This window comes from Saccharopolyspora flava (assembly GCF_900116135.1).
Classification (GTDB): domain Bacteria; phylum Actinomycetota; class Actinomycetes; order Mycobacteriales; family Pseudonocardiaceae; genus Saccharopolyspora; species Saccharopolyspora flava.
This window is the reverse complement of record NZ_FOZX01000002.1, coordinates 476199-500443: the sequence shown is the minus strand read 5'-3', so window position 1 is coordinate 500443 and position 24245 is coordinate 476199. Positions and strand designations below refer to the sequence as shown.

The 24245-nt window shown below is 66.5% G+C and carries 24 protein-coding genes; 10 read left to right on the top strand and 14 right to left on the bottom strand.

Going from position 1 to position 24245, the window contains the following annotated elements; translation table 11 throughout:
* Positions 1-5: 5 nt before the first annotated feature.
* From BM424_RS09205 to BM424_RS09195, 3 genes are all read right to left on the bottom strand, one after another.
* Positions 6-749 carry a dienelactone hydrolase family protein gene (locus BM424_RS09205; protein ID WP_093415333.1) on the bottom strand — a complete coding sequence of 248 codons (744 nt, stop codon included), beginning with the start codon at positions 747-749 and terminating at the stop codon, positions 6-8.
* Between the two features lie 110 nt (positions 750-859).
* Positions 860-1870, bottom strand: a complete 1011-nt coding sequence (locus tag BM424_RS09200) for a peroxidase-related enzyme (RefSeq protein ID WP_093415332.1) — start codon at positions 1868-1870, stop codon at positions 860-862.
* A 27-nt stretch (positions 1871-1897) separates the two neighbouring features.
* On the bottom strand, positions 1898-2302 hold the full coding sequence (locus BM424_RS09195) for a VOC family protein (protein WP_093415330.1): 405 nt from the start codon (positions 2300-2302) through the stop codon (positions 1898-1900).
* A 77-nt stretch (positions 2303-2379) separates the two neighbouring features.
* Here BM424_RS09195 and BM424_RS09190 point away from each other — a divergent pair, with 77 nt between their 5' ends.
* From BM424_RS09190 to BM424_RS09175, 4 genes are all read left to right on the top strand, one after another.
* Positions 2380-3339 carry a nucleoside hydrolase gene (locus BM424_RS09190; protein WP_093415329.1) on the top strand — a complete coding sequence of 320 codons (960 nt, stop codon included), beginning with the start codon at positions 2380-2382 and terminating at the stop codon, positions 3337-3339.
* A 207-nt stretch (positions 3340-3546) separates the two neighbouring features.
* Positions 3547-4842 carry a restriction endonuclease gene (locus BM424_RS09185; protein WP_093415744.1) on the top strand — a complete coding sequence of 432 codons (1296 nt, stop codon included), beginning with the start codon at positions 3547-3549 and terminating at the stop codon, positions 4840-4842.
* A gap of 145 nt (positions 4843-4987) precedes the next feature.
* Positions 4988-6661, top strand: coding sequence for an ATP-binding protein (locus tag BM424_RS09180; protein WP_093415327.1), 1674 nt, complete (start codon positions 4988-4990; stop codon positions 6659-6661).
* A gap of 47 nt (positions 6662-6708) precedes the next feature.
* Positions 6709-7155, top strand: coding sequence for a very short patch repair endonuclease (locus BM424_RS09175; RefSeq protein ID WP_093415325.1), 447 nt, complete (start codon positions 6709-6711; stop codon positions 7153-7155).
* Here the strand turns inward: BM424_RS09175 and BM424_RS09170 are convergent.
* From BM424_RS09170 to BM424_RS09150, 5 genes are read right to left on the bottom strand one after another with little or no spacing between them, the layout of a single operon-like run.
* A complete protein-coding gene (locus BM424_RS09170) occupies positions 7148-8041 on the bottom strand; it encodes a DUF6339 family protein (protein WP_093415324.1) in 894 nt (297 codons plus the stop codon). The genes BM424_RS09175 and BM424_RS09170 overlap by 8 nt on opposite strands.
* Positions 8041-8937 (bottom strand): hypothetical protein, encoded by an 897-nt coding sequence (locus BM424_RS29415; protein WP_245775725.1) that lies wholly within the window; start codon positions 8935-8937, stop codon positions 8041-8043. Before BM424_RS29415 ends, BM424_RS09170 begins: the two co-directional genes overlap by 1 nt.
* The gene (locus BM424_RS09160; RefSeq protein ID WP_093415322.1) at positions 8934-10943 is read right to left on the bottom strand and encodes a hypothetical protein; all 2010 of its coding nucleotides are present in this window, start codon (positions 10941-10943) and stop codon (positions 8934-8936) included. The genes BM424_RS29415 and BM424_RS09160 overlap by 4 nt, the downstream gene beginning before the upstream one ends.
* A complete protein-coding gene (locus BM424_RS09155; protein WP_093415321.1) occupies positions 10940-11947 on the bottom strand; it encodes a PD-(D/E)XK motif protein in 1008 nt (335 codons plus the stop codon). Before BM424_RS09155 ends, BM424_RS09160 begins: the two co-directional genes overlap by 4 nt.
* Positions 11944-14505, bottom strand: a complete 2562-nt coding sequence (locus BM424_RS09150) for a Z1 domain-containing protein (RefSeq protein WP_093415319.1) — start codon at positions 14503-14505, stop codon at positions 11944-11946. Before BM424_RS09150 ends, BM424_RS09155 begins: the two co-directional genes overlap by 4 nt.
* 323 nt (positions 14506-14828) lie before the next feature.
* Here BM424_RS09150 and BM424_RS09145 point away from each other — a divergent pair, with 323 nt between their 5' ends.
* Positions 14829-15989, top strand: a complete 1161-nt coding sequence (locus BM424_RS09145; RefSeq protein ID WP_093415317.1) for a DNA cytosine methyltransferase — start codon at positions 14829-14831, stop codon at positions 15987-15989.
* Positions 15990-16017: 28 nt separating this feature from the next.
* Here BM424_RS09145 and BM424_RS09140 read toward each other — a convergent pair whose 3' ends face one another.
* A complete protein-coding gene (locus BM424_RS09140) occupies positions 16018-16221 on the bottom strand; it encodes a DUF397 domain-containing protein (RefSeq protein ID WP_093415315.1) in 204 nt (67 codons plus the stop codon).
* Between the two features lie 148 nt (positions 16222-16369).
* Here BM424_RS09140 and BM424_RS09135 point away from each other — a divergent pair, with 148 nt between their 5' ends.
* Both BM424_RS09135 and BM424_RS09130 read left to right on the top strand, forming a co-directional pair.
* Positions 16370-16552 carry a DUF397 domain-containing protein gene (locus BM424_RS09135; protein ID WP_093415313.1) on the top strand — a complete coding sequence of 61 codons (183 nt, stop codon included), beginning with the start codon at positions 16370-16372 and terminating at the stop codon, positions 16550-16552.
* A gap of 47 nt (positions 16553-16599) precedes the next feature.
* Positions 16600-16788 carry a DUF397 domain-containing protein gene (locus BM424_RS09130; RefSeq protein WP_093415312.1) on the top strand — a complete coding sequence of 63 codons (189 nt, stop codon included), beginning with the start codon at positions 16600-16602 and terminating at the stop codon, positions 16786-16788.
* A gap of 24 nt (positions 16789-16812) precedes the next feature.
* Here BM424_RS09130 and BM424_RS09125 read toward each other — a convergent pair whose 3' ends face one another.
* The 3 genes from BM424_RS09125 to BM424_RS09115 form a co-directional block, all read right to left on the bottom strand.
* Positions 16813-17433 carry a hypothetical protein gene (locus BM424_RS09125; RefSeq protein WP_139274032.1) on the bottom strand — a complete coding sequence of 207 codons (621 nt, stop codon included), beginning with the start codon at positions 17431-17433 and terminating at the stop codon, positions 16813-16815.
* Positions 17434-17504: 71 nt separating this feature from the next.
* Positions 17505-18164: a hypothetical protein gene (locus BM424_RS09120; RefSeq protein WP_093415309.1), complete on the bottom strand. Its 660-nt coding sequence runs from the start codon at positions 18162-18164 to the stop codon at positions 17505-17507.
* Between the two features lie 205 nt (positions 18165-18369).
* Positions 18370-18969 (bottom strand): hypothetical protein, encoded by a 600-nt coding sequence (locus tag BM424_RS09115; RefSeq protein ID WP_093415307.1) that lies wholly within the window; start codon positions 18967-18969, stop codon positions 18370-18372.
* 181 nt (positions 18970-19150) lie between these two features.
* On the opposite strand from BM424_RS09115, the gene BM424_RS09110 reads away from it, so the two are divergent.
* Both BM424_RS09110 and BM424_RS09105 read left to right on the top strand, forming a co-directional pair.
* Complete coding sequence (locus BM424_RS09110) at positions 19151-19585, top strand: VOC family protein (protein WP_093415306.1); 435 nt, start codon at positions 19151-19153, stop codon at positions 19583-19585.
* A 38-nt stretch (positions 19586-19623) separates the two neighbouring features.
* On the top strand, positions 19624-20265 hold the full coding sequence (locus tag BM424_RS09105; protein ID WP_093415741.1) for a class I SAM-dependent DNA methyltransferase: 642 nt from the start codon (positions 19624-19626) through the stop codon (positions 20263-20265).
* A gap of 7 nt (positions 20266-20272) precedes the next feature.
* Here BM424_RS09105 and BM424_RS09100 read toward each other — a convergent pair whose 3' ends face one another.
* Positions 20273-20692, bottom strand: a complete 420-nt coding sequence (locus BM424_RS09100) for a helix-turn-helix domain-containing protein (protein ID WP_245775724.1) — start codon at positions 20690-20692, stop codon at positions 20273-20275.
* Between the two features lie 44 nt (positions 20693-20736).
* Entirely contained in the window at positions 20737-21390 is a 654-nt protein-coding gene (locus BM424_RS09095) for a TetR/AcrR family transcriptional regulator (RefSeq protein ID WP_175547998.1), read from the bottom strand.
* A gap of 122 nt (positions 21391-21512) precedes the next feature.
* Here BM424_RS09095 and BM424_RS09090 point away from each other — a divergent pair, with 122 nt between their 5' ends.
* The gene (locus BM424_RS09090) at positions 21513-24245 is read left to right on the top strand and encodes an MMPL family transporter (RefSeq protein ID WP_093415300.1); all 2733 of its coding nucleotides are present in this window, start codon (positions 21513-21515) and stop codon (positions 24243-24245) included.

Genomic DNA, 24245 nt, shown 5'->3' with positions numbered 1-24245 from the left:
CCGGACTACATCATCGGTGGTCTGCGGCGGGGTTCTGGGGGTTTGAAGTGGCCGCCGTCGGGTCCGGTGGGCTTGTCGTGGCCGGCGCCGAGGTACTGGCAGAACCAGCGGCCCGCCATCTCGGAGACCTTGTCCAGCGCCCCGGGTTCTTCGAAGAGGTGCCCGGCGTGCGGCACGATCTCGATCTTGACGTCGGTCAGCGGCAGCGAGGTGAGCAGTTCGGCGGCCTGGCGGTTGAGGTTGAGCACCTCGCGGTCGTCGCCGCCGACGATCAGCAGCGTCGGCGCCTGCACCTCGGCGAGCCCGTCGCCGCCGAGGTCGGGGCGACCGCCGCGCGACACCACCGCGGCGACCCGCTCGGGCCGGCGGGCGGCGGCCTTCATCGCCGCGGCCGCGCCGGTGCTCGCGCCGAACAGGCCCACGGGCATGCCGCGGGTGGCGGGCCAGGAGTCGAGCGCGTCGATGGCGGGGGTGAGCCGCTCGGCGAGCAGTTCGATGTCGAAGCGGAACTCGTGCGTGCGCTGGTCGGTGGCGGCCTCGTCGGTGGTGAGCATGTCCAGCAGCAGGGTGCCGAAGCCCGCGTTCTGCAGCTGCTCGGCGACGGCCCGGTTCCGCGGGCTGCGCCGCGAGCTGCCGGAACCGTGCGCGAACAGAACCACCGCCCGGGCAGGCGGTGGCATCACGAGGTCCCCTTCGAGCGTTCCGTCAGGGGTGTTGACCGTCATCGGCTCGGTCGTGAGTTGAACCATCGGGAGCCTCCCTCGGTTTCCGGGCGCAACGGCTACCCCGACGGGCCCGTCGCGACACGCCTCAGGCTCACCCCCACTGTCACCTGAACGAGGCCGCTCCGCAGGAGGATCTAGGAGCGCACGGCGTTGCCCAACGTCATGATCAGCCGGTTGTCCCAGGCGAACATGGACGCCACGGCCACCAGGTCGTGCACGTCGTCGGGCCCGAGCCCCGCCGAGTGCAGCCGCCGCACGTCGGCGGGCCGCAGCGAGGACGGCGTGTAAGCCAGGGCCCCGGCGACGTCGACGACGGCCCGCAACCGCGGGTCGGCGATCGCGGCCGGTCCGGCCTCGGCCAGCACCACCGCGGTCATCGGGTCGCCGGAGAGCTCCACCTGCCGCTTGCCGTGCACGGAGGTGCAGTAGCCGCAGCCGTTGATCAGCGAGGTCGCCAGCGCCGCCAGCTCCCGATCGGCCCGGTCCAGCGCTCCGCGGCCGGTCATGATCGCCTCGCGCAGCAGCGTCTGCGCCGACAGCACGCCGGGGTCGAGCTTGAGGGTCTCCACGAACTCGCCCCCGGGCACGACCCGCGACACCCACCGCATCGACGGGAACGCCTGGTCGGGCGTCGACAGCGCGAACCCGTCGGCGGCCGCCCCGGCCTCGATGGTGATGCCCTGCTGCGAGGCGGGACCGTCGCCCGCGCCCGCGACGAGCTCCAGCCCGCTCTCCAGCCGCACCCGGAAGCTCGCGTAGGCGGCGACCTGGGTGGCGGTGACGACCTGCGCGGGGCTGAAGTGCTGCAGCAGCTCGGCGACCTCATCGGCACCGGCGTCGGCGGGGTCGAGGGCGACCTGCTCGCAGTGCGCCAGCAGCGCCTGCGTGGCCTCCGGCAGCTCACCCCAGCGCTCGACGTCGCGCACGACCTCGGCGTCGTCGAGCCCGGCGGCCACGGCGTCGGCGTAGGAGGGGGATTCGTTGACCAGTGCGACGCGCAGCGCGATCCGGGCCCGATCGGTCTGGTCCAGCTGGGACTGGTCTTCGGGCCGGAGCACTGCGGCATCGGCGTTCTCGGCGGCTTCCCGGACGTCCGGTCGAAGCACGGTGAGCGTTTCGGCTGCGCGATCGCTGACGGTCGTCATGCGCAGACCTTAGCGCTGCAAGATCTTTCAGCTGTGCGGGAGGTTGAGCTGCCAGGACACCCCGTACCGGTCGTTGACCCAGCTGAACCTGCGCGAGAACCCGTAGTCGCCCGGCGGCATCAGCACCGCCCCGTCGGCGGAAAGAGCCTGGTGGAGGCGGTCGTGCTGCGCCTCGTCGACGCAGTCGACGTACAGCGACACCGACGGCGTGAAGTCGAAGCCGTGCGACACGGGCGAATCGATGCACATGTGCTGCCGCCCGCACAAGGTGAACGTGGCGTGCTGCACGGAACCTTCGGCCCCCTGCTCACCGGGCCCGTAGCGGTGGACGGCCAGCACCTCGGAGTCGTCGAACAGGCCGACGTAGAAGCGCATGGCCTCCTCGGCCTTGCCGTTCTGGAACATCAGGAACGTGGAGATCTGCGTGGGCATGGCGACTCCCTGGTGCGCGGGCGGACCGCGGGCGAGTATTGCCGCTACCACCGACATCCGCCCGAGGAGGAACTTCCGTGACCATCCCGATGGTGATCGACACCGACACCGCCCAGGACGACTGCATCGCCCTGCTCGTCGGCCTCCTCGACCCCCGGGCCGACCTGCGCGCGATCACGATGGTCGCCGGCAACGTCGGCTTCGACCAGCAGATCCGCAACGCCTTCCTGACGCTCAACGCCGCAGGTCACCTGGGTTCCGTCCCGGTGCACCTGGGATGCCGGCGGCCCCTGGTCCGGCCGTGGGAGAGCGCCGAGAACGTCCACGGCGACGGAGTCGGCGGCATGACCATGGACATGACCGGCTGCGACCCCGACCCGGAACACGCCGTGGACGCGTTGATCCGACTGGCGGCCGAATCCCCGGGCGAACTCACGATCGTCTGCATCGGGCCGCTGACCAACATCGCCACGGCGACGATCAAGGACCCATCGTTCGTGGACAACGTCAAGGGTCTCTACGTGATGGGCGGCAGCAACAACGCCCGCGGAAACATCACCGCCGCAGCCGAGTTCAACTTCTACGTCGACCCGGAAGCCGCGAAAGCGGTGTTCGCGGCGGGTTTCGACATCACGGTCATCCCGTGGGCCCCGCTCACGTTGGAACGCGCCGTCTTCGGCCCGTCGCAGCTCGCCGAGATCGAAGCCCTGGACACCCCGCTGTCCCGCTTCTTCACCCGAGTCTGCGCCACAACCCTCGAGTTCGACCGAAGCGTCGGCATCAACGGCACCACCCACCCCGACTCCCTGACAGCAGCAGTCCTCCTCCACCCGGAACTGATCACCCGAGCCGGCCACTACCACGTCGACGTCGAAACCCAAGGAGACCTCACACGCGGCTACGCCGCCATGTCCTGGGGAATCCACGGCCTGGAGCCCAACGCAACCGTTGTTGAAGACGTCGATGCCGAGGGCTTCCACCGGCACATCAAGACACTTCTGGAGCAATTCAGGTCCAGCTCGGCATCGACCGACTAGCGAAGCCTCGGCAGGCCGCGAATGCTCCGGCTGACATGACCCGGTTCGTTCATACGAACGATCCGGTTGTCCAGCGGCTCCGGAACGGCATGTGTCGCGAGACGCGTCTACCGGGCTCCGATCAACACCAACGGATGATCTACGCGCGTACCCTGGATCCGCTCCGCGACGGTTGGTGTGGAGCTGTGGCGACCGTGGGGGTTGGTGATGGGGACCAAGTTGTACGTCGGTCAGGTGCTTCGTTATCCACGAGAGAAGAGCACGACTGAACCGCAGGTTCAGGGCTACGACAACTTCCACTTCGTGACGCACTCACCGGGGAAACCGTTCGCCCTGTTGGAGGCCGGGATCAACCCGATGGCGAAGGTGGACGGCGGTCGCCGGCCGGCTGTCCTCATCCGCTCCAGTCCGTGGAAGGCGGGCAGCGAGGAAACGCCGTGGCGTGATGTCTTCGACCTGGACAACGGGCACATCCGCTACTTCGGCGATCACAAGCACTCCTCGGCGGGCGATCCCGGAAATAGCCCCGGGAATGCGGCGCTGCTCGCCGCCTTCGACCTGCATTGCGCACCGACCGCGGCGGAACGCGCGAGCGCTCCGCCCCTGCTGGTGTTTCGGTCGGTATCGCGGAACAAGCAGCCCAAGGGACACGTGGAGTTCTGCGGGGTCGGGATCATCGAGCGCGCCGAGCGGGTCGTGCAGTGGTCCGGATCCGGAACGGACCGCCGAACGTTCACCAACTACGTCTACGATCTCGCACTGCTTGACCTGACCGCCGAAAATGAGCAGGTCGAGTGGGACTGGATCACCGCTCGACGTACCCATGCGACGAGCTGTTCGGAGGCTCTCGAACTCGCTCCTTCAGCGTGGAAGCAGTGGGTCGACAACGGTAGTGCGGCGTTGCCGAAGCTTCGCAGGCGCGTAGCGCGGTCTCGCATCACCAAGGTGCGTGATCAGCGTCCTTCGTCGAGCGACACGGCGGGACGTCTTCAAGCGGTTTACAGGCGCTTCGACGACAACAAGCACGCCTTCGAAGCTCTCGCCGCCGCTGTGGCCGCGCGTGCGCTGCGGGGCAGCGGGACCGCCTACCACCAGGGCTGGCTCACACGCCGTTCCGGCGATGGTGGCGCCGACTTCGTCGGGCGACTCGACATCGGAACGGGACCGGCCGCTACCAGCCTCGTCGTTCTCGGCCAGGCCAAGTGCATCAAGCCGGACGGACTCATCTCGGCGGAACAGATCGCTCGTGTCGTTGCTCGCCTTCGGCGAGGCTGGATCGGCGTCTACGTCACCACGGGCTCCTTCTCCGAAGCGGCACAGTTGGAAATGGTCGAAGACCAGTACCCCATCGTCCTCATCAACGGTGCGACGTTGATCCACGAACTGCGGGCCATTGCCAGCGAAGATCACGGGGGTGATTTGAAGGCATGCGTCGATCACCTGATCGAGCAGCACTCGCCGACGATCACCAACCGTCGTCCCGAGGAGATCCTTCTTTCCTAGGGATTGGTCCTCGTGCGCCCGGCTGCTGACAGTCTCGACCACGTCCGGTCATCCGAGAATCAACTGACCGTCGTAGTCGAATCTGCCCAGCGAGGTCGGCAGAAGCTCTACCATGATCATGTATATCGAGTGATCGGGAGCGGGCATGCCTGAACGGGACGAAAAGAAGGATTTGCAACTCAGATTCGACCCGCTCACGGTGTCACACCTCGGTTCGAACATGTATTCGCGGATGCCGAACGCGGTGGCTGAGCTGGTGGCGAACGCGTACGACGCCGACGCGACGCGGATCGCCGTGCGAGTGAACGGGACCGGCCATCAGCAGTGCATCGTTGTAGAAGATGACGGGCACGGAATGTCGCGCGATGACGTCCGGGAAAAGTATCTGCGCATCGGTCGAAATCGACGCGACACGGAATTGACGGGTTGGTCGGAGAGCGGTAAGCGCCGTGTCTCGGGGAAGAAGGGGCTGGGGAAGCTCGCCCTGTTCGGGATCGGTCATCACATCGAAGTCGTCACGACCCGCGCCGGTAGTGGTGACAGCCTGGTCGTGACCATGGACTGGGACGACCTCATCGGCACCAAGGACGGGGATTACCGGCCTGGATCAACGACCGAATCGGTCGACAAGTCCAGGCACGGGACGAAGGTGACGATCTCGCGGCTGACGCGCACGACAGACATCGCACCGCGCTCGCTAGCGGAAAGCCTGTCGAGGCTCTTCCAGTACAACGACAGCGAGGTCTCGCTCGTTGTGATCGACCGGAACGGTGGGGAAATTCCGGTTACCCGCGATCTCCGGCTGGAGTCGATCGAATCGGAGATCAAGTGGAACATCCCGGGCGGGCTGAAGAAGACCGCCGAGCCGTTGCTCGCGTGGGAGGTCAAGGGGGTGATCATCGCCGCCAAGAAGCCGCTGGCCACGCAGATGCGCGGGATCACCGTGTACACGAACGGCAGGCTGGCCAATGAGCCCGAGTTCTTCGGGGCCGCGGATTCGAGCTACGCCTACGCCTACATGACCGGGTACGTCGAGGTCGACCTGCTCGACACGATCGAACCCGATGTCGTCGCCACCGACCGCAGGGCGGTCAACTGGGAGCACCCGAAGGCCGCCCAGATCCGCCAGGAGTTGAAGCGGATGGTGGAGGAGATCGCGCGGGACCGGAAGAACTGGCGTGAGGACCAGAACAAGAAGGAAGTCGCGGAGACGACCGGAGTCGACACCGACGAGTGGGTTGGATCGATCAGCACGCCGGAGAAAGAGCCGCTCAACGACATGTTGAACGTTCTTCACTCGGAAGATGCTGACATGAGTCGAGAGAGTCGGATGCAGATGTTGTCCGGCCTGCAGCGGCTTGCGCCGCCTTATGCCGACTTCGTGTGGCGACACCTGCACCCGCGTATCCAAGAAGTAAGCGAGGCCGCATTCAAAGCGGGCCACTATCACATGGCGCTTGGCGAGGGGATCAAGGGATACATTCAGGATCTTCGAACCAAGGCCGATGACCACGATGATCCTGAGGGCAAGGTGATCAATCAGTTCCTGGGGACTGGCAGCGGCAAGCGGTTGAGGTTCGCCCACGGCTACACCCGGGGCAGCCTCAAAATCTCGAACAGCTCGGCGACCAGCCTCGATGATGGAAATCGTGCCTTGGTTCAAGCCATCTGGCAGATGTTCCGAAACCCGATCGCGCACGAGCCGGCTGCGACGCTTGAAAAGCTCGAGGTGATTTCACCGCGGGACTGCCTCGACGCGCTGAGCCTGCTCTCCTTCTTGCGGTTTCGGTTGGACATGGTCGAGTGGGTAGAGCCGTAAGAGGCTGCGTGAGCGCCGGTGAACGTGACCGGTCGTAGGGTGGTCCCGTGGCCGCGACGAAGCCGACCCGCGCGTTGAACGAAGGCACGCGCAAGAGCATGCAGTCGAACAAGGGGCGGGACACCAAGCCGGAGCTCGCACTGCGTCGAGCGGTGCACGCGCTCGGCCTGCGCTATCGGGTGTCCGTTCGGCCCCTGCCCAAGATCAGGCGCACGGCCGACCTGGTCTTCACCAGGGCGAAGGTCGCGGTGTTCCTCGACGGATGCTTCTGGCACGGGTGCCCCGATCACCACACCAAGGCGGTCACGAACTCGGAGTTCTGGGCCGAGAAGGTCGCGCGCACGCGTGAACGTGACCGCGAGACCGACCGCCTCCTGCAGGAGGCGGGGTGGGCCGTGGTTCGAATCTGGGAGCACGAGCAGCCGGCCGAAGCCGCCCAGCGCGTGTCGCACGTGGTGCGGGGTGCGAAAGCGACGGACGGGTCGGTCAGCTAGCGGCCTGAGCGGGTGAGTCCGGGTCGGTGGAGGGGAACTCCCATCGCGTTTCGACCGGTTTGGTCGACTTGTCGGTGAAGACCGCGTCGATGCTGTCGGACACCTTGTCCGGGTCGATGGTCGAAGCGACGATCGCTGTGACGGTCTCGCGCACCGTCGTGCGGAGCTCGTTGTCCAGCTGCTCCTCGTCCAGCGCTTCGAAGAGCATGAACGGGGCGAGGCGCAGGAGCCGCTTGAGGAAGTCGCGGAGCGCCTCGCGTTCGGTGATCTTGCCGCGCAGCGGGGTGAGGTCGAGCTCGTTCCAAACCCGGAGGATCGCCTTGACCAGGAACGGGCTTCCGCCGAGGGCTTTGCGGCGGGCGTAGATCTGATCGAACGCCGCTTCGCCCAGCACGGTCAACGCTTCGTAGGGCTTCGTCGACTCAGGCGTGTAGACCAGCTGAGCGCGCCACCACATGCGTCCGAACACGTGGCGGGTGAGGTCGGTCCCCAGCACGCGATCCCGGGGAGGCTTGGGATAGCGCCAGTACGCCACGTCCGGGAGCACCATCAACGCCAGGAACGCCCAGATGTCACCCGAGGCGGCTTCGGCGGGCATCATCTCGGAATGGGAGTGCAGGTACTCCGCGACTCTCAGGTCGAAGAGCGCGTTGTCCTTCGTGCTGCCCTTCTCCGGGTAGCCGGACTCCACGGCGATGTTGAGGACGGCCTCACGCATCTGCAGCAGGTGGCTCTCGGGCACCCGGTCACCACCGGTCGCCGCGTAGACCATGGAGTCGTGCCGGGTGCTGACGCGTTCGGCGAGTTCGAGGACGGATAGCCGGCTGTACTCCTCGAACAGGGGCTTCGCCTGGCCGGCGAGCAGACGTGGGTAGAGCAGGCTCATCAGGACACCTCGAAGAGTTTGACGGCGTTCTGCACGTCCGAAGCGAACAGGTTCGGCTGGTTCTCGTGGCTGAGCCGCAGGTCCGTGATCGACACACCCGGGAAGAGCTGTCCGACCAAGGTCATCAAGGTCTCGCCCACCGAGTCCTCGGGGAAGTCCGCGTCTTCGTGGAAATCGCTGTTGCGCAACGCGTGCTCGACCATGACGCGGCTGACGTCGGCCTTGATCATCGAGAGCACGAGCTTGTCGGTGTCGCGCGGGCGCTCGGCGTTCTGCACGGCCGCCACCGCCGGCGCGTTCCGCTCGTTGACGAGGAGCAGCAACGAGCCCATCGTGGCGCTTTCCAGGTTGTCGCTGATCTGGAGATGCCACGCGGCGTCGCTGGGGAACGAGGTCTTGTCGAAGTCGATGACGGCGATCGGGAACTGCGGTGCGTCCCCCTGCAAGCGGAGCGAGTGGTGGTCGTTCCACAGCACTGATCCGGATCGTCTCGGAGCCGCGGGACGCGGAGAACTCCCCGGGGACGCGACGACCAGGGCGGTTTCCAGGAGGAGCGTTCCACCCAGCTCAGCCCCGGTCAGCTCGAAGGCGATCTCGATGGTTTGCACGCCTTCGCCCGCGATCCGGACCCTTCGGCCGGGACCGCGGAGGTTGGAACCGGACGATGTCCACACGGACGAGAGCATGAGAACGGAGTCAGGGCCCAGACCCGCTCGCTGCCTCGTGCGGTCGACGTCGACGCGGATGTTCCGGTGCAACGCGATGTTGGTCAGGTAGTCCCAGTGCTGCAACTCGGTGGGCATCGGGACGTGGGAGTCCTCCATGGCCATCTGCCAGTGGTCCGCCTCGACCACGCTCTCGGGAGGAATCCGGTAGGGAGGTGCGAGCCGGGTCACGAGGTCACCGCCTTAACCCTGAGCTGGATGTCGGTCATGGTGTCCGGAGCAGGGCGGATCACGGCTCGACGGGGACGTTCGGCATCGCCTTCGGTGAGCAGGGTCGGCTCCGTCACCAGTGCCTCGTCCCCGTCGTACCAACCCAGCAGTTCGGGCATCGCGGCGCCGATCGGTGGTTCGGTCTCGTCGCCGCCGGCGATGGCCACGTTGAGTTCGATGCCGACCTCCTGCGGTCCGGCGACCGGAAGTCGGAACTCCTGGATCAGCACTGCCTGCCCGTCGTGCTCGTCGTAGTACGGCTCGTCGAGGTACTGCACCCGCGGGCGCTTGCGTTTCGGCGGTGAGGTGAGCTCGCCGTCAAGTCCCTGACCGGCCGCTTCTTCGGACCGCGCGTGGTCGAGATCGTCGGGCTGGGGCTGATCGGAGACCTCTTCACCGTCCGACCACTCGGAACCGGGCGAGTCACCGGACTTCGGCGGTCTGGTCTTCGCCGGCTTCGGTTTGGTGCGGCGGGTGCGGAGCGTCCCGGTGCCGTCGGATTGCCCGTAGTCGGTGGCTCCCCCGATGCCCCACGAACCACCGACCAGCGGCGAGAGCAGGGTGCTCGCGGCACCGAGCGAGATCTTGGCCGACCCGACCTTGGACGCCTTGTCGAGGCCGAGCAGCTCGTTCGCCATTTCGCGGATCCGACGCAGTGCCGTCCGCACGTACGTGCTGTCCGGGTATTCGAGCGAATGGGCGTTCCACGCGTCGTGCGTCGGTGGTTCGGCGCGCGAGAAGGCGTGGTCGATCTCCGAGCTCGAATCGGCCTTGAACACGCCTGCGTAGGACAGGTACTCGCTCGGCGGTTTGGGCCCCGGGTGGTAGGTCACGACGAGTTCGGCCGACCGCATCAAGCAGACGTGGTGCGGGAAGGTCTCGATACCGGCGGTCTGGGCCGCTCGACTCGGTTCCAAGGGCGGAGCGTGCCGTTTGACCAGACCGAGCCGTCCCAGCAGCCGCTTCGGTTTGAGGCACTGGACGACCGTGCCGTTCGATCCGGACATCTTCTCGTGAGCTGCGACGAAGAGGTTGAGCGGACGTGTCTCGCGGGGATCCGGAACCGGCACTTCGGTCCCGTTGCACTCGACGGAAAACCGCATCGCGCTCTGCCCGGCGTTGTTCGCGAGCATCTTCGGCCACAACTGCCAGGCGATCGTGTCGGCGAGGTACTCGGCGACGTGGCGCTCTTCCACTTCCTTCAGATCGGGATCGAGTTCGTCGAGCTTGGGGTCGATGACCACGATGGTCGTCCCCGTTTCCTCCTCGCCGAAGGCCTCCAGGCCGAGTCGCCGCGCGGTCGCGTCGGCTTCGTCGTCGAACAGCGGCTCAACGACGTGACCTGAGGTATCGCCCCACCAGTGTCGTCCGGTGTAGCGCCGTTCACTGCCGTCTTCCTCCGCCAGATAGCTCTGCCACAAGGCGGAGCCCATGAGGCGGGTTTGGTAGCGGCCCTCGAACAGGCATCGCGTGTGGATGAGGACGGTTCCGGTCTTGGCGAGCAAGTAGAAGATGCCCTTGCCGAATCCGTAGGTCCCGCCACCCAGCGCGTTATCCCGTGGCTCGCCCACGTTCCGCACGAAGGCCACGAAGTCGTGGCGTTCGGTCACGGTGCTGTCCGCGCGGGTCGGGCCGCCGAGACCGCGTGTTCCGCGGTCGGACACCTCCAGGACGCGGATGCGCGACTGCCGCAACGACTTCCGCAGCGGAAGCCGGGTGTCGTCGGGAGCGCCCTCCTGGAGGAGATCTCGCCAGGCGTTGGCGTGCGCGGCTCCGACGGATCGCAGGTTGATGCGGTAGTCGACCGGGCGGTCGCCGATGGCCGCATCCCAGCTGTTCTGCGCGGATTCACGGACCAGGATGGTCAGCAGATCGAGGTTGGGGCGTCCGAGCTGGTTCCGGATGCCTTCCGCAGCGCTCGCCCCTTCCGGTGGGAAGGGCTGCGAATACCAGCGCGGTGTGCTCACGCGTGCTCCCGAATGAGGTCTTCCAGGTATCCGGCGACGGCGGTGCCGTCCAGCGGGCTCGGCGTCTCGCCGGACAGGTCGATCGTGTAGGCGACGTCCGAGATCCGGTCGTCGGGAATGGTCAGCTGATCCCGCGTCACTCTGGGAAAGGCGTCGTCGACGGCGTACCAGTTCTCGGCGCCCACCACGAAGCGAACGTCCCGGTAGTGCGGGTTGTCCGACGGGTAGTAGCCGACCGAGGCCAGCGAGGTCAGCAGCGCGCTTTCATCGTCACAACGGCGGAGGGCGAGTTGGACCAGGTCGGGGAGGTCGTCGCCCTCCTCGGAGGTGCGGTCGAGTCGCAGCCAGGCGAGAGCGAGCTTCCCGTTCTCGGGAGCGAGCAGTTGATCGAGCCCGTGAATCCGAACCCGACGTTGCGTCGTTCCGCTCGACGTCTTCACTTCGACCGCTGTGTGCGTGCCCGCGAAGTCGTGTTGGGTGCCGAACGGACCCTTCCACAACCGGTGCGCGCTGGCGTCGATCTCCAGCAGCCTGGTCAGGATCAGAAGCTCCCCGTACAAACCGGCCACCTGATCGCCGCCGAGCGGAGCCCCCGATGACCGGAACAAGGCCTTCCACCGGTCGATGACTCGGTAAAGGGCTTTGAGCGGGTTGTCCTGGTGGTCGTTCACCTCGGTGAGCACGTCCGCGCACAACGTGGTGAACACGTCGTTCAGGTCCGAGCGCAGGCAGCCGAGGTCCGCGTAGTGCTGGTAGTGCTCGCTGTCCTCCAGCGGACGCTTGCGCAGGACGAGCACCGGGCCGTCGAGTCCCCGCCGCACGGCTTGATGGGACGTCACGGGGAGGAGCAGGTGCCGGTTGCCGTCCTGGTCCACCCCGATCGCGAGAGGGCCGTTGGTGGTTTTGGCCGGGAGTTCCGCCACGCGCAACGCGCGTTCGTCGGAAGGGCACTCGGCTTCGAGCTCGAGCCACTTCTCCTCGATGAGTTCGCGCGGCTCGCTCATGATTCGCCTTCTGCGTCCTCGTCCTCCACCTCGACCTCGACCTTGGACAGGTCGGCGGAGACGTAGTTCCACTCGACCTGGCTGTCCATCGCCGGACGAGGGAAGACCAGGCCGACGCCGATCGCGTGTTCCGGGAGGTCCAGCGGCTCACGACGCTGCTTGGTCTGCTTCGCGTTGTGCAGCGGGCTTGAAGTCTTGTCGATGGCGTAGAGCGTGATCAGGCCGGTGTCCGGGAGCTGCCTACGACGCTCGGATTTGATCTCGGTCTCCGACAGCTTGCTGATGGATCCCGTCAAGTCCAGGGCGGCGTCTTTGCGGCTCATCAAGGTCTTGATGTCGACGAACTTGGGGTCGGGACCCGACTGAAGTCGGGCACGAATGACGCGGCCGACCTCAGCGCCCGGGGCGAACTCGAAGGTGCCGTATCGGCTGTCCTTGTTTCCCACCAGGGCGACATTCCATCGGCCGAGAGAGTCGGCTTCGCGTACGCGCTTGCGGATGTACCTGCTCAACAACTCGCTGTCGCACTCCTTCGACTCCTCGTGGAACGAGTAGTTCTGGAGGAAATCGAGGATGAGCTCGTGCGGAATGCTGCGGAAGATGTGCAGTCCGTCTTGCGGACGCTCGTGGCGAGTGCAGTCCGCCATGGCCTGCGAGACGAGGTTCTTCGCGGCCTCCTGGTTCTTCACGAGCCAGTCCGCGTCGCGCTCGAAGTAGCGGGTCTGGACTCGCTGGCCACCGTAGGCGGATGCCGCACGGACCGCGTCCTTCATCTTGGCGGCGGCCGTGACCCGCAAGGCCGGGTGGAGTCGGAGCCGGACCGCGAAGGTCAGCGGGTCCTTGTCCTCGGTCATGTACACGTCGATGTCCCGCCGCATCTCCGCTTCGACGGTGGCGACGTGCCGGAACCAGTCGCGAAGTTCCTCGGTCATCCAGATCCGAGGCAGGTCGGCGTAACCGACCCGGTATCCGAACCAACGGCCCATCTGCAGCAACGTGTCGTAGGCGGAAGCGGCGCGGACGAAGTAGCTGACCGACAGGCCCTCGAGCGTCAGCCCTCGGGACAGGGTGTTGCCGCCGACCGCGATGGCGACGACGGGCCCGTTGTCGTAGTCCAGACGATCTTCGCTGCTGGAGTTGTCCATGATGATGCGGCAGTCGTCGAGCACGCCCGGCAACTCGGCGAAGAGCTGGTCGAACTCGACGGGGCGCTCACCGAACTCCTCGGCTGGAATGGCCAGCGACTCCTTGGTCCACAGAGCGTTGAGCCGTTCAAGGGTTCGCGGGTCGTCGAGCGAACCCTTGAGCTGTTCGCGAAGGAACTCCAGCGGCCTGCGGAAACTGTTGTGCACCGCCGTCTTGACGCTCGTGTGGATCAGCATCGTGTTGTGCGGGTTGCCGGTCCCGCGTACGCGCCGTGCCGCGGTCACCATCCAGAAGTAGTGGATCGAATCGCGCAGCGTGTCGGTGATCTCCGGGGTGAACTCCGCGGCATCGACCTTCGGCGCGGGTCGAACGCACGGGATGTCGTCCTCCGGGATCTCCCGGAGCATGTCCAGCCCGTCCTCAACGTCATCGGCCGACTCGCCCTCGAGGACGTCACGACCGAACAGGGTCTCGGTGCCGAAGTAGCCATCAGCTCTGGAGGGCTGGGGAAGGTTGACCACGAAGTGCTCGGGGTAGAGATCCTTGGCACTCGGGTCGATCAGCAGATTCGCGAACGGGGACGCTGTGTATCCGACGTAGCCGGATTTCGGAAGTTTTTCGAGGATCTCGCGGATCAGCGGGTTGATCGACTTGGTCCCGACCGTCGCCTGATCCGCTTCGTCATCGATGATCAGAGTCGGGCAGTCCTGCAGCTGATCGGAGGCCTTGCCGATCCATTCGGACAGCTTGCGAAGGACGGTGGCGTTCTTCTTCACCACGCACAGCACGTGCGTCTTGTTGCTTTTGCCGAAGAACGACGCCGGGTTCGCGGGAGGGGTGAAGTCTTTGTCCGGCTCGGTGAGCTGGGACCACAAGGTCGGGTTCGGGTGGACGAGCTGGCTCTCCAAGCGGGCCTGCGTCTGCCTGCGGAGCCCGTTGTGGATGCCGGCGAGCACGATGAACAGCTTGTAGCCGCTGTCCGCTGCCTTCGCCATCACCGAGGTGAAGTTGGTGGTCTTGCCCGACTGGACGTAACCGACCACCAGGCCCCGCGTCGAGAACTGGCGTTCCCGCGGGTGATCGAGGAGTGACACGATCTTGGTCGACGAGTCGTTGAGGCTGCTCAGCGCCTTGTCGGACATGCCCTTGGAGAGCAGGTTTTCCAGCGCGGGCCAGCACTTGTCGCCGGGCTTGGGGCCGGTGTACCAGGTGTACCGGTTGCCCATGACGACGGATTTGGGCTCCTTGAGCTCCTTGACCGCGACGGCTTTGGCTTCATGCGTGCTTCGGATCTTGTGAATGGTCTCCTGGCCGATGCCCAGGATCTCCAGTCGCTTGACCGCTTCCGCCGGATGAAAGGAATGAAGCAGAGCTTGAAACGTGTCGTACTGGCTCTCGAACTCGTCGTCCACGGAAACGTCTCCCCAAGTGTTTCGGGCATTGACCCAATTGCTGCCCAGGAGCGCAAGGGTAGACGGTGTGCTTAGCGAGTTGAACGGGCATTAGGGCCTTGTTGTTCGCGGGCGTTTGAACTAACTCTTTCGGAGCAGTTCAAGGATCGGAGAGTAGTGGCCGAGTGGTCCAATGCGGTTTTCTTCGCTGAATTGCGTCCTGGATTGATGTCCGTGTGGTAGCGCCTGCGCCGGCGGTGTGTCTTCGGTCCGGTTCAAGGGTTTTCGCCCCTGCCGGCACGTCGCGACCGGGACGTCGGCCCGGCCGGCTAGGATCATCGGCTGTGTCGGACGCGTCGGAGTCGAAGCAGCAGGAACAGGGCCGGGTGGTGGACCTGTTCGCGGGCCCTGGTGGGCTTGATGTTGCTGCGACCTGGCTCGGTCTGGACGTTGACGGGATCGAGTGGGATGCGGACGCGTGCGCGACGCGGAGGGAGGCCGGGCTCTCGACGTTCCAGGGTGATGTCCGTGAGTGGGGGCCGAAGGACTTTCCCGAAGCGACGATCTTGACGGGCGGCCCGCCCTGCCAGACCTACACGGTTGCGGGCTCAGGGGCCGGCCGGGCGGCCTTGGACGAGGTCCTCGGATTCGCCGACCGGATGGCGGCCGGTGATGCCAAGGTTCAGGACGACATTCGCCGGGCCAGCCGCGATCATGATGAGCGAACGGGCCTGGTTCTGGAGCCCTTGCGTTGGGCGCTGGAGGCGTACGAGGCCGGTGCGCCCTACAAGAAGATCGTGTTGGAGCAGGTGCCGGCGGTCCGTCACGTCTGGAAGAAGTACAGGGAGATCTTGAAGGGGCTCGGCTACAAGGCCGAGTGCGGAGTCGTGAACACCGAGGAATTCGGGGTGCCTCAGACGCGCCGGCGGGCCTTGTTGATCGCCTCGTTCGACAGCGAGGTCGAAATTCCCTCGCCGACTCATCAGCGTTATCGAAAGGGCGTACCCAGGGCCAAGGGAGTTGATGCCGAGGGCATTTACCCCTGGGTGTCGATGGCTGATGCGTTCCGTCGTTCCAAGCTTCCGAGTCGCGGCCGGTTCGAGGTCGTGTCGAACTACGGGACCGGGGGAGATCCGAAACTCCGCGGACGGCGAACGTCCGAACAGCCGTCCGCGACGATCACCGGGAAGGTCAGAAGGAACCGCCTGGTGACCGAGGGCTCTGACGAGTTCGACCGCTTCTCGTACCCCGAAGCGGGCCTGCTTCAGACCTTCCCGAGCGACTTCCCCTGGTCGGGAGGGGATATCGGCCAGCAGATCGGGAACGCCGTCCCGCCACGTCTCGCGGTCTACGCATTGGCCGAGGTGCTCGGGCTCGAGGTCAAGAGCAACGACGTCGACGCTGCTGTCGAAGGCGAGTGGGAGAAGACCAGGGAGTCGAAGCCCTTGGCGAACTCCTCGCCCAAGAAGCGAGCGCCATCGGACCTCGCGCTCTTCGACGCGTAACCGGCCGCGCCGCGATCGAAAGCCCGGGTCACCGGTTGAGCGAACCCGACCTGACCGCGGTCATGAACGTCGACCAGCTCTCGCACCCGAAGACCAGGACCGGACTTGCTTCGCCCAGCTTGGAATCCCGTACCCCGCGGAGACCCGGGGCTTCGCCGACCTCGACGCACTGCTGGGGGTTGCCGCTGCTGTAGGTGGACTTGCGCCAGTTGGTGAACGCGTTCGCGTTCATGCTGACCGCGAACCGCGGTTTTCCTGGGCGAAGAGCCGATGAACGGCCCGTACCAGGAAGCCGTCGAGCGTCTCGACTCCGTGGCGCTCAGTGCGAGACAATCTCAGCAACTGATCTCGGGACTGATGCGTGAGCTGAGGTAGCTGCTGTGGACTGGAACCGGGTGGAGTGGCGCAAGTCGAGTCGATCCGGCTCGACGTCGAACTGCGTGGAGGTCGGACACGGCGGCGAAGTCGTGGGCGTGCGCGATTCCAAGGACCGGTCCGGAGGCCGGCTCGAGTTCACCCGACCGCAGTGGGATCTGTTCCTCGGTCGGTTATCCAGGCGTTGAGGCCGCTGAGAAAGCCGACTTGTGCAGGGATGGGAGAGTTTTCGCTGATGCGTGACCTCAACTGGCGCAAGAGCAGCCGAAGCGGCCCCTCCACCAACTGCGTCGAAGTCGCGGCGGACGTCGAGACCGTCGCGGTGCGGGACTCGAAGAAGCCGGAAGGTGCTCGCCTGGCGGTCAGTCCCGCTAGCTGGACCGCGTTCTTAACCGAGCTGAAGACCGGGCGTTTCGACGTGTGATGGGGCCGCGGCCTGGAACAGCGGTCACAGCCTGAGCATGTTCCGGGTCGTCTGCTTCGCGCCCGGATCGTCGAGAACTGCGGCTCCGTTGGCCACTGAGTGGCGGATCCCGTTGTAGACCAGGTCCCACAGCGCGGGGTTCTCCTGCAGGTTGTCGACCCGGATGAGCAGTTCCTTGCCGTCTTGGCCCAGTGCGAGGTCGTTGGCGGTCAACCCGCCTGCGATCCGCACGCTCTCCAGCTCGTACGTCCTGATCCACCGACGCTTGTGGTACAGCCAGTGAGCCCCAGCAGCGATGGGCCGATCGTTGTTCATGAACAGGACGGCGGCGGCTGGGATCACGAGCAGGGCGAGCCACAGCGAACCACTGTTCATCCAGGACAAACCCCAGTTCTTGATGGTGAGCACGACGACACCGAATGCGAAGTACCACCCTGCCGTGGCCAACAACCGAGTTGGGGAGGCCCGCCACCATTCCAGAGCAGGCCCTTGCTCGTCCGGAGGCGCGGGGATGGCGCGTCGACCCCAATCGGAGTTGATGAGCTTCGGCGAGGGCTCGACTCCGCCCCAGACGTAGAGTTCGGGAGCACGCGGTGGCCGCGGCTCACCCGAGATGTCGGGTTTCGGTGGCAGTGCGGTGTCCACTCCGGTGACCCCTTAACGAGGTTGAAGGCCGGTCGGTTCGATGTCTGAACGCGGCGAGCAGTTGAATCCGGTCATGCGTCGGTCTCTTCGGCGGCGTTGATGGCATTCTCTCGTGCTCTTGCTCGCGCGAGAGCTATACCGAACGCGACGAGTGCGATGAGCACGACGATCGCGAAGGTGGCTAGTGCAGGGCCGAGAAGGTCTGGTCGGAGCGCGTAGGTTGCGGCCAAGACTGCCACGACCAGGGCCAAGAAGGTCCAGGCGATGCGGTCCGGGACCATCGGCGGTCGATTCGCCGTTCGGTGCCTTTCGGAATCGGGACGGAGACGCAGCATTCCGGTTGTGAAGTTGTTCAGCGATGCTCCGTTCTGAACGGAGTGCACCATTCCGTTGTAGACCAGTGCCCAGAGCTGGCGGTTCGTTTCCACGGTCGCGATGTAGCTGCGAACTTCTCGTCCTCTCCGGTCGGTCAGATGCAGGGTCCAGCCCTTCAGCGTGCCGGACAGGCGGATCTCGGCGAGGTCGTACGTGTCGACCCATCGACGGTTCACGCGTAGCCAGTCGGCTCCTGCCGTCAACTGAGTGTGGTTCCAGTCGCGCAGGACCGCGACGAGAACGAACAGGCTGATCAGCCCCCACGGGACGGGGTCATGCGTCCAGGAGAGATCTCCATGGATCCAGGTGAATGCGATCGCGATGAGGACCACGGCGATCGCATTGCCGCCCAACATGTGAAGCCGCTGGTCACCGAGGGATTCGAGTGTTGGGCCGCGTCCCACCGGGGGCTTACCTGCTGACAGGAGATCGCCGCTGTTCTGCGGAGGTGGCCCGAGCACGATCGGAGCAGCCGGAGGTCGTGGTTCGCCCGTCTCCGGATCCGGGCGAGGAGGAAGCTCGGTACTCATCTTCCGAAGAAGTCCAATCGTCCATGTGGGCTCAGCGGAGCTGGAGTTTGGTCAGGGCTTGTTCGTTGGCTGTTGCCGTGCCGTGGAGGACTGAATGGGCGATGCCGTTGTACACGAGGTCCCAGAGGGCACGTCGGCGTTGCAACTGCCGCAGGCTCGCTCCGGCGAAGCCGCCGTGAACGTCCGTCAGCTCGATTGCGATCGACTGGCCGCCTGCGGTGTACGAGACTTTGACCGTTTTCAGCTCGTAGAGCTTGACGTAGGTCTTGTTGGTGGTGGCGAGCCAGTCCGCGCCTGCCGAGTACCCGCCGCTGCGGCCGAGGAAGTAGAACACGATGGGCGGCCAGATGATGAAGAGCCACAGCCACCAGGTGGCCATCCAAGAAATGCCCCAGTCGCGCAGGCACAAGTAGAGGATCCCCAGGACGCTGAGGGCGGAGCCGGCCTTCACCGCTTCGCTGCCTTCGGCCTGGTACCACTCCAGGATCGGCCCTTCGCCTTCTGGCGCGGGCGGGAACTTGGCTCTTGCCCGGTCCGTCTTGCCCTCGGTCTTCCACGTCGTGATGACGGGTGCTTGCGGTGGCCTGGGCTCTCCGGTCAGCACGTCGGGCTTCGGGGACACCTGAGGCACGCGTTCACCCTCCGAGTCGCTGAGGCTCAACCGGACATGTTGCAGCGATGGTATTGGTCAACGGGCTCGTGACTGGCGCGATCACTCTATGAACTGGCTGCGGACGCACCTCGATCGGGGACGGGCGCAGTTTTCATGAAAACTTCGTCTTCCCTGCGTACGGAGGTACTACCGTGGGTGGATGGGGACTGTCAGGCAGGTTCAGGTGACTTTTGATTGTGCTGAGCCGGAGCGGGTGGCTCGGTTCTGGTGCGAGGTGCTCGGGTACGTCGTGCCGGCTCCGCCGCCGGGGTTCGACTCGTGGGAGGCGTTCGACCGGTCGTTGCCTCCGGACATGCAGGGCAAGGCTTTCGCCTGCGTGGATCCGGGCGGGGTGGGGCCGCGGTTGTTCTTCCAGAAGGTGCCCGAGGGCAAGGTTGTGAAGAACCGGGTGCACCTCGACGTGCGGGTCGGGACGGGGCTGGTGGGGGAGGAGCGGCTCGCGGCGCTGGAGGCCGAGTGCTCGCGGCTGGAGGCGCTCGGGGCGACCAGGGGTGAGCTGCTGGTGGCCGACGAGTTCAACGAGTCCTGCCAGGTCATGCAGGACGTCGAGGGCAACGAGTTCTGCCTGGACTGACCCGGCCGCATCCCCGGTTGAAGGGCTACGGTTCGCTGATGGGCTGGTTGAGCGAGGTCCGCGACTCCTACGACGAGATCGCGGCCGGGTACGCCGACGAGACCCGCGACCTGCTCGACAGGCTGCTGCACGTGCGGGCCGGGGTCGTGCTGTTCGCCGACCTGGTGCGGGCCGTCGGGGGTGGGCCGGTCGTCGACGCGGGGTGCGGGCCGGGGCACACCACCGCTCTGCTGCGGGAACTGGGCGTGGACGCGTTCGGCGTCGACCTGTCGCCCGCGATGATCGAGATCGCGCGGGCCGAGCACCCCGAGGCGCGGTTCGAGGTCGGGTCGATGACCGGGCTCGACATCGCCGACGAGTCCCTGGCCGGGGTGATCGCGTGGTGGTCGCTGATCCACATCCCGGACGAGGCGGTTCCCGGTGTGCTCGCGGAGTTCCGCCGGGTGCTGCGGCCCGGCGGGGTGCTGGCCGCGGGCTTCCACGTCGGCGACGGGCGCGAAGCCCGGATCCGCGACGACCTGCCCGCGCCCGTGCACGGCTACCTCCGCCGGCCGTCGCGGGTCGCCGAGTGGCTTCGCGACGCCGGATTCACCGTGGAATCGCAACACCTGCTGAGCCCGGACGGGCCGAGACCAGGAGCCATCTTGTACGCCTGCCTGCCCCGGCCGGCCGACGGCTGACCGGGCGCTACTCCCCGGTGAGCAGGCCTGTTTCGCTGTTGAGGACCGAGTCGAGGAGCTGCATCACCTCGGCGGTCTCGGCGAGCTCGCCGATGACGATGATCTTGAGGCGGTGGCGGTGCTCGTCGTAGAGGGTCTGCACGCGCGGGGCTCCCACCCCGGCCAGGACCAGGGAGCCGAGGCGGTCCGCCGCCGCGCGGTCGACCCCGTCCAGCTGGACGATGCTGGAAACCTCCACCGCGCCCGCGGTTCCGGTGGGCTCGGTCGATCTGCCGGTGAGCTGCTCCAGGTCGGACTTGGCGATCCGGTACTGCTTGCCGATGCGGACCGCGTTGAGCCTGCCGGAGCGGATGTAGCTGCGAACCGTGCGGACGTGCAGGCCCAGCAGTGCCGCGACCTGCTCGACCGAGTACATATCTTCCTGCATCGTTTCCCATCTTAAGTTGTGAAGCGGAAGGATGCGTAATCGCGTTACGCCGGGTCGCCGGGTTCGATGAACGACTGCACCATCCTCGGGAAGATCTGCGTGAACAGCGGCTTCGACGTCGCGCTGGCGCCGGTGAACGCGGCGTGCTCCAGCTGGGCCTCGTAGACCGAGGTCAGCGCGCGGACCGCGTCCCGGGTGTCGACGACCAGGTGCAGGTTGAGACGGTCCAGGGCCTCGTGCAGCAGCTCGGCGATCGAATCCGTCAGGTGCTCCAGGGATTCGCCCGCGCGCTTGCGCAGCTGCGGGTCGCGCAGGGCGTGCGCGCGGAACTCGGTGACCAGCATGTACCAGTTGTGGTCGGCGATCAGCGACTCCGCGCAGGCCGTGCCGACCTTGACGATCGCCTCGTGCAGCGACTCGCGGTCGGCGACTCCCTCGACGAGCACGTCGTTGACGATCGTGCGCGTCTTCTGGATGCGCAGGCTCATCTCCTCCTCGTACACCGCGAGGAACAGGTCCTCCTTGGTGTCGAAGTTCGAGTAGAAGGCGCCGCGGCTGAAGCCCGCGGTCTCGCAGATCAGCTCGACCGGGGTGTCGCGAATGCTGTGCTCGGAGAACACCTCGCGCGCTGCGTCGATCAAGCGCCGACGCGTCTGCGCCCGCCGCCGTGTTTCCCGTTGGCGCGGTTGGTCGGTCATGCCGGGCATTCTCCTGCGGTGTTTCGGCTCACAGTTGCCTGGAGCCACGAGCTAGGTGGATCTCGGGAAATATACAGTCTGTATCGCATACACCGTGTATCGAAATACCGGGAGTGTTCCCCTTGTCTTCGTTGCTTTACCGGCTGGGGCGGGCAGTGGTCCGCGGTCGAGCCTGGGTGCTGGTCGCGTGGTTAGCCCTGCTCGCGGTGCTGGGAACGGGCGCCGCGCTCTTCCAGCAGGGCATGGAGACCGAGATGTCGATCCCCGGCTCCGAGTCGCAGGACACCCTCGACCACCTCAACAACGTTTTCCCCCAGATGAGTGGCTCCAGCGCCCAGCTCGTGGCCACCGCGCCCCCGGGTCAGCGCATCGACTCGCCGCAGGGCCGTGAGGCCATCGAGGACCTCATCCACCGGGTCGAGGGCCAGGAGGGCGTCACGGCGGTGATGAACCCGCTGTCGGACATGGTCAAGAACCAGGTCTCCGGCGACGGCGACACCGCCCTGATCACCGTGCAGCTCAGCTTCCCCGCCACCTCGGTTCCCGAGAACGTCAAGAACGACATCCTCGCGCAGGCCGACGCCCTGGAGCGCCAGCTCGGGCCCGGCAGCGAGGTCCACGCCGGCGGATCGATCTTCTCCGTCAACATGCCCGCCGTCGGCGCCACCGAGGCCGTCGGCGTGATCGTGGCGCTGCTGGTGCTGCTGCTCATGCTGCGCTCGCTGGTCGGCGCCGTGATGCCGCTGGTCACCGCCCTGGTCGGCGTCGGCGTGTCGATGACGATCGTGCTGCTGTCGACCGCGTTCGTCACCGTCTCCTCGGCTGCTCCGATGCTCGGCCTGATGCTCGGGCTCGCCGTCGGCATCGACTACTCGCTGTTCATCGTCTCCCGGCACCGAGAACAGCTCGGCGACGGACTCGACGTCTCCGAGTCGATCGCGCGCTCGGTGGCCACCGCCGGATCCGCGGTCATCTTCGCCGGCGCCACCGTGATCATCGCGCTGCTGGCGCTGGCCGTGCCCGGCATCCCGTTCCTGACCGTCATGGGCATCCTCGCCGGTGTCTCGATCGCCGTCGGCGTCGCCGCCGCGCTCACGGTCATCCCGGCGCTGCTCAGCTTCGCCGGAGAACGCCTGCGCCCCAAGCGCCCCCGCGCCAAGCGCTCCACCCGGACCCGCCCGCGCGCGAAGTTCAGCCTGCGCTGGGTCCGCGCCGTCACCAAGGCGCCGCTGCTGACCATCGTGATCGTCATCGGCGCCCTGGGCATCTGCACGCTGCCCGCCGCCGACCTGCGGCTGTCGGTGCCCGACGCCGGTGCGCAGGCCGTGGGAACCCCGGCGCGCGACACCTACGACGCCATCGCGAAGCAGTTCGGCCCCGGCTACAACGCGCCGCTGATCGTCACCACCGACGTCATCGGCACCAAGGACCCGCTCGGCCAGGTCAACGGCATGGCCGACGAGATCCGCGCGCTGCCCGGCGTGGCCGCGGTGCCGATGGCCAGCCCGAACGAGACCATCGACACCGGCATCATCCAGGTCATCCCCACCGGCGGCGGCGAATCGCAGTCGACCGAGGACCTGGTGCACCGGCTGCGCGACATGAGCCCGCACTTCGAGCAGAAGTACGGCGCGGGCATTGCCGTCACCGGTATGACCGCCATCGGCATCGACTTGTCGGAGAAGCTCTCCGACGCGCTGCTGCCCTTCGGCATCATCGTCGTCGGCCTCACCCTGGTGCTGCTGGCGATGGTGTTCCGCTCGGTGTGGGTGCCGGTCAAGGCCGCCCTCGGCTACCTGCTGTCGGTCGGCGCCACCTTCGGCGCCACGGCGTTCGTGTTCAACCAGGGACACCTGGCCGGACCGCTCAACATCACCCACGTCGGCGGCGTGATCAGCTTCCTGCCGCTGCTGCTGATGGCGATCCTGTTCGGCCTGGCGATGGACTACGAGGTGTTCCTCGTGTCCCGGATGCGCGAGGACTACACGCACAACCGCGACGCCAAGCGCGCCATCGAAGCCGGCTTCACCAACGTCTCGCCGGTCGTCGTGGCCGCCGCGGTCATCATGATCTCGGTGTTCGCCGCGTTCGTGCCGCACGGCGACTCCAACATCAAGCCCATCGCCTTCGGACTCGCCGTCGGCGTGTTCGTCGACGCCTTCATCGTGCGCATGACGCTGGTGCCCGCGGTCATGGCGCTGCTCGACGACCGGGCCTGGTGGCTGCCGAAGTGGCTGGCGCGCAAGCTGCCCGCGCTCGACGTCGAAGGCGAAGCCCTCGAGCACGAGCTGCGGCTGGCCGACTGGCCCGGCAACGACGAGGTCGTCAGCGCCCGCGGCTTCGGCGTCCGCGACGACCGCGACGAGCCGATCTTCGAAGACGTGCGCCTCGCGCTGCGGCCCGGCGGCGTGCTGTCCGTGCAAGGCGACGACGACGAGCTGTCCTCGGCGCTGCTGCACGCGCTCGGCGGACGCCTCAGCGGCGTGCAGGGCGACGTGCGGGTGCTGGGACTGCTGCTGCCGCAGCGGGCCCGGGCCGTGCGTTCGCGGACGGCGCTCGTGCGCTGCCGCGACAGCGAGGCGCCCGCCGCCGAGATCGCCTCGGCCCTGGCCGACGGCGTGCGGCTGGTGCTCATCGACGAGCTCGACGCCGTCGCCGACACCGAGCAGCGCACCGAGATCGCCCGGCTGCTCGCCGACGCGTCCACATCGGACGGTCAGCCGGTGGCCTTCGTGGTCACCCACCAGAACCCGAGCCTGGTCTCCGGCCTGCTGCCGGAGCACCGGCTGAGCACCATGCGGCTTTCCACGCGGCCGGCCTCCCCGGCGTTCACCGGCCGCCTCCTGGAGGTTTGA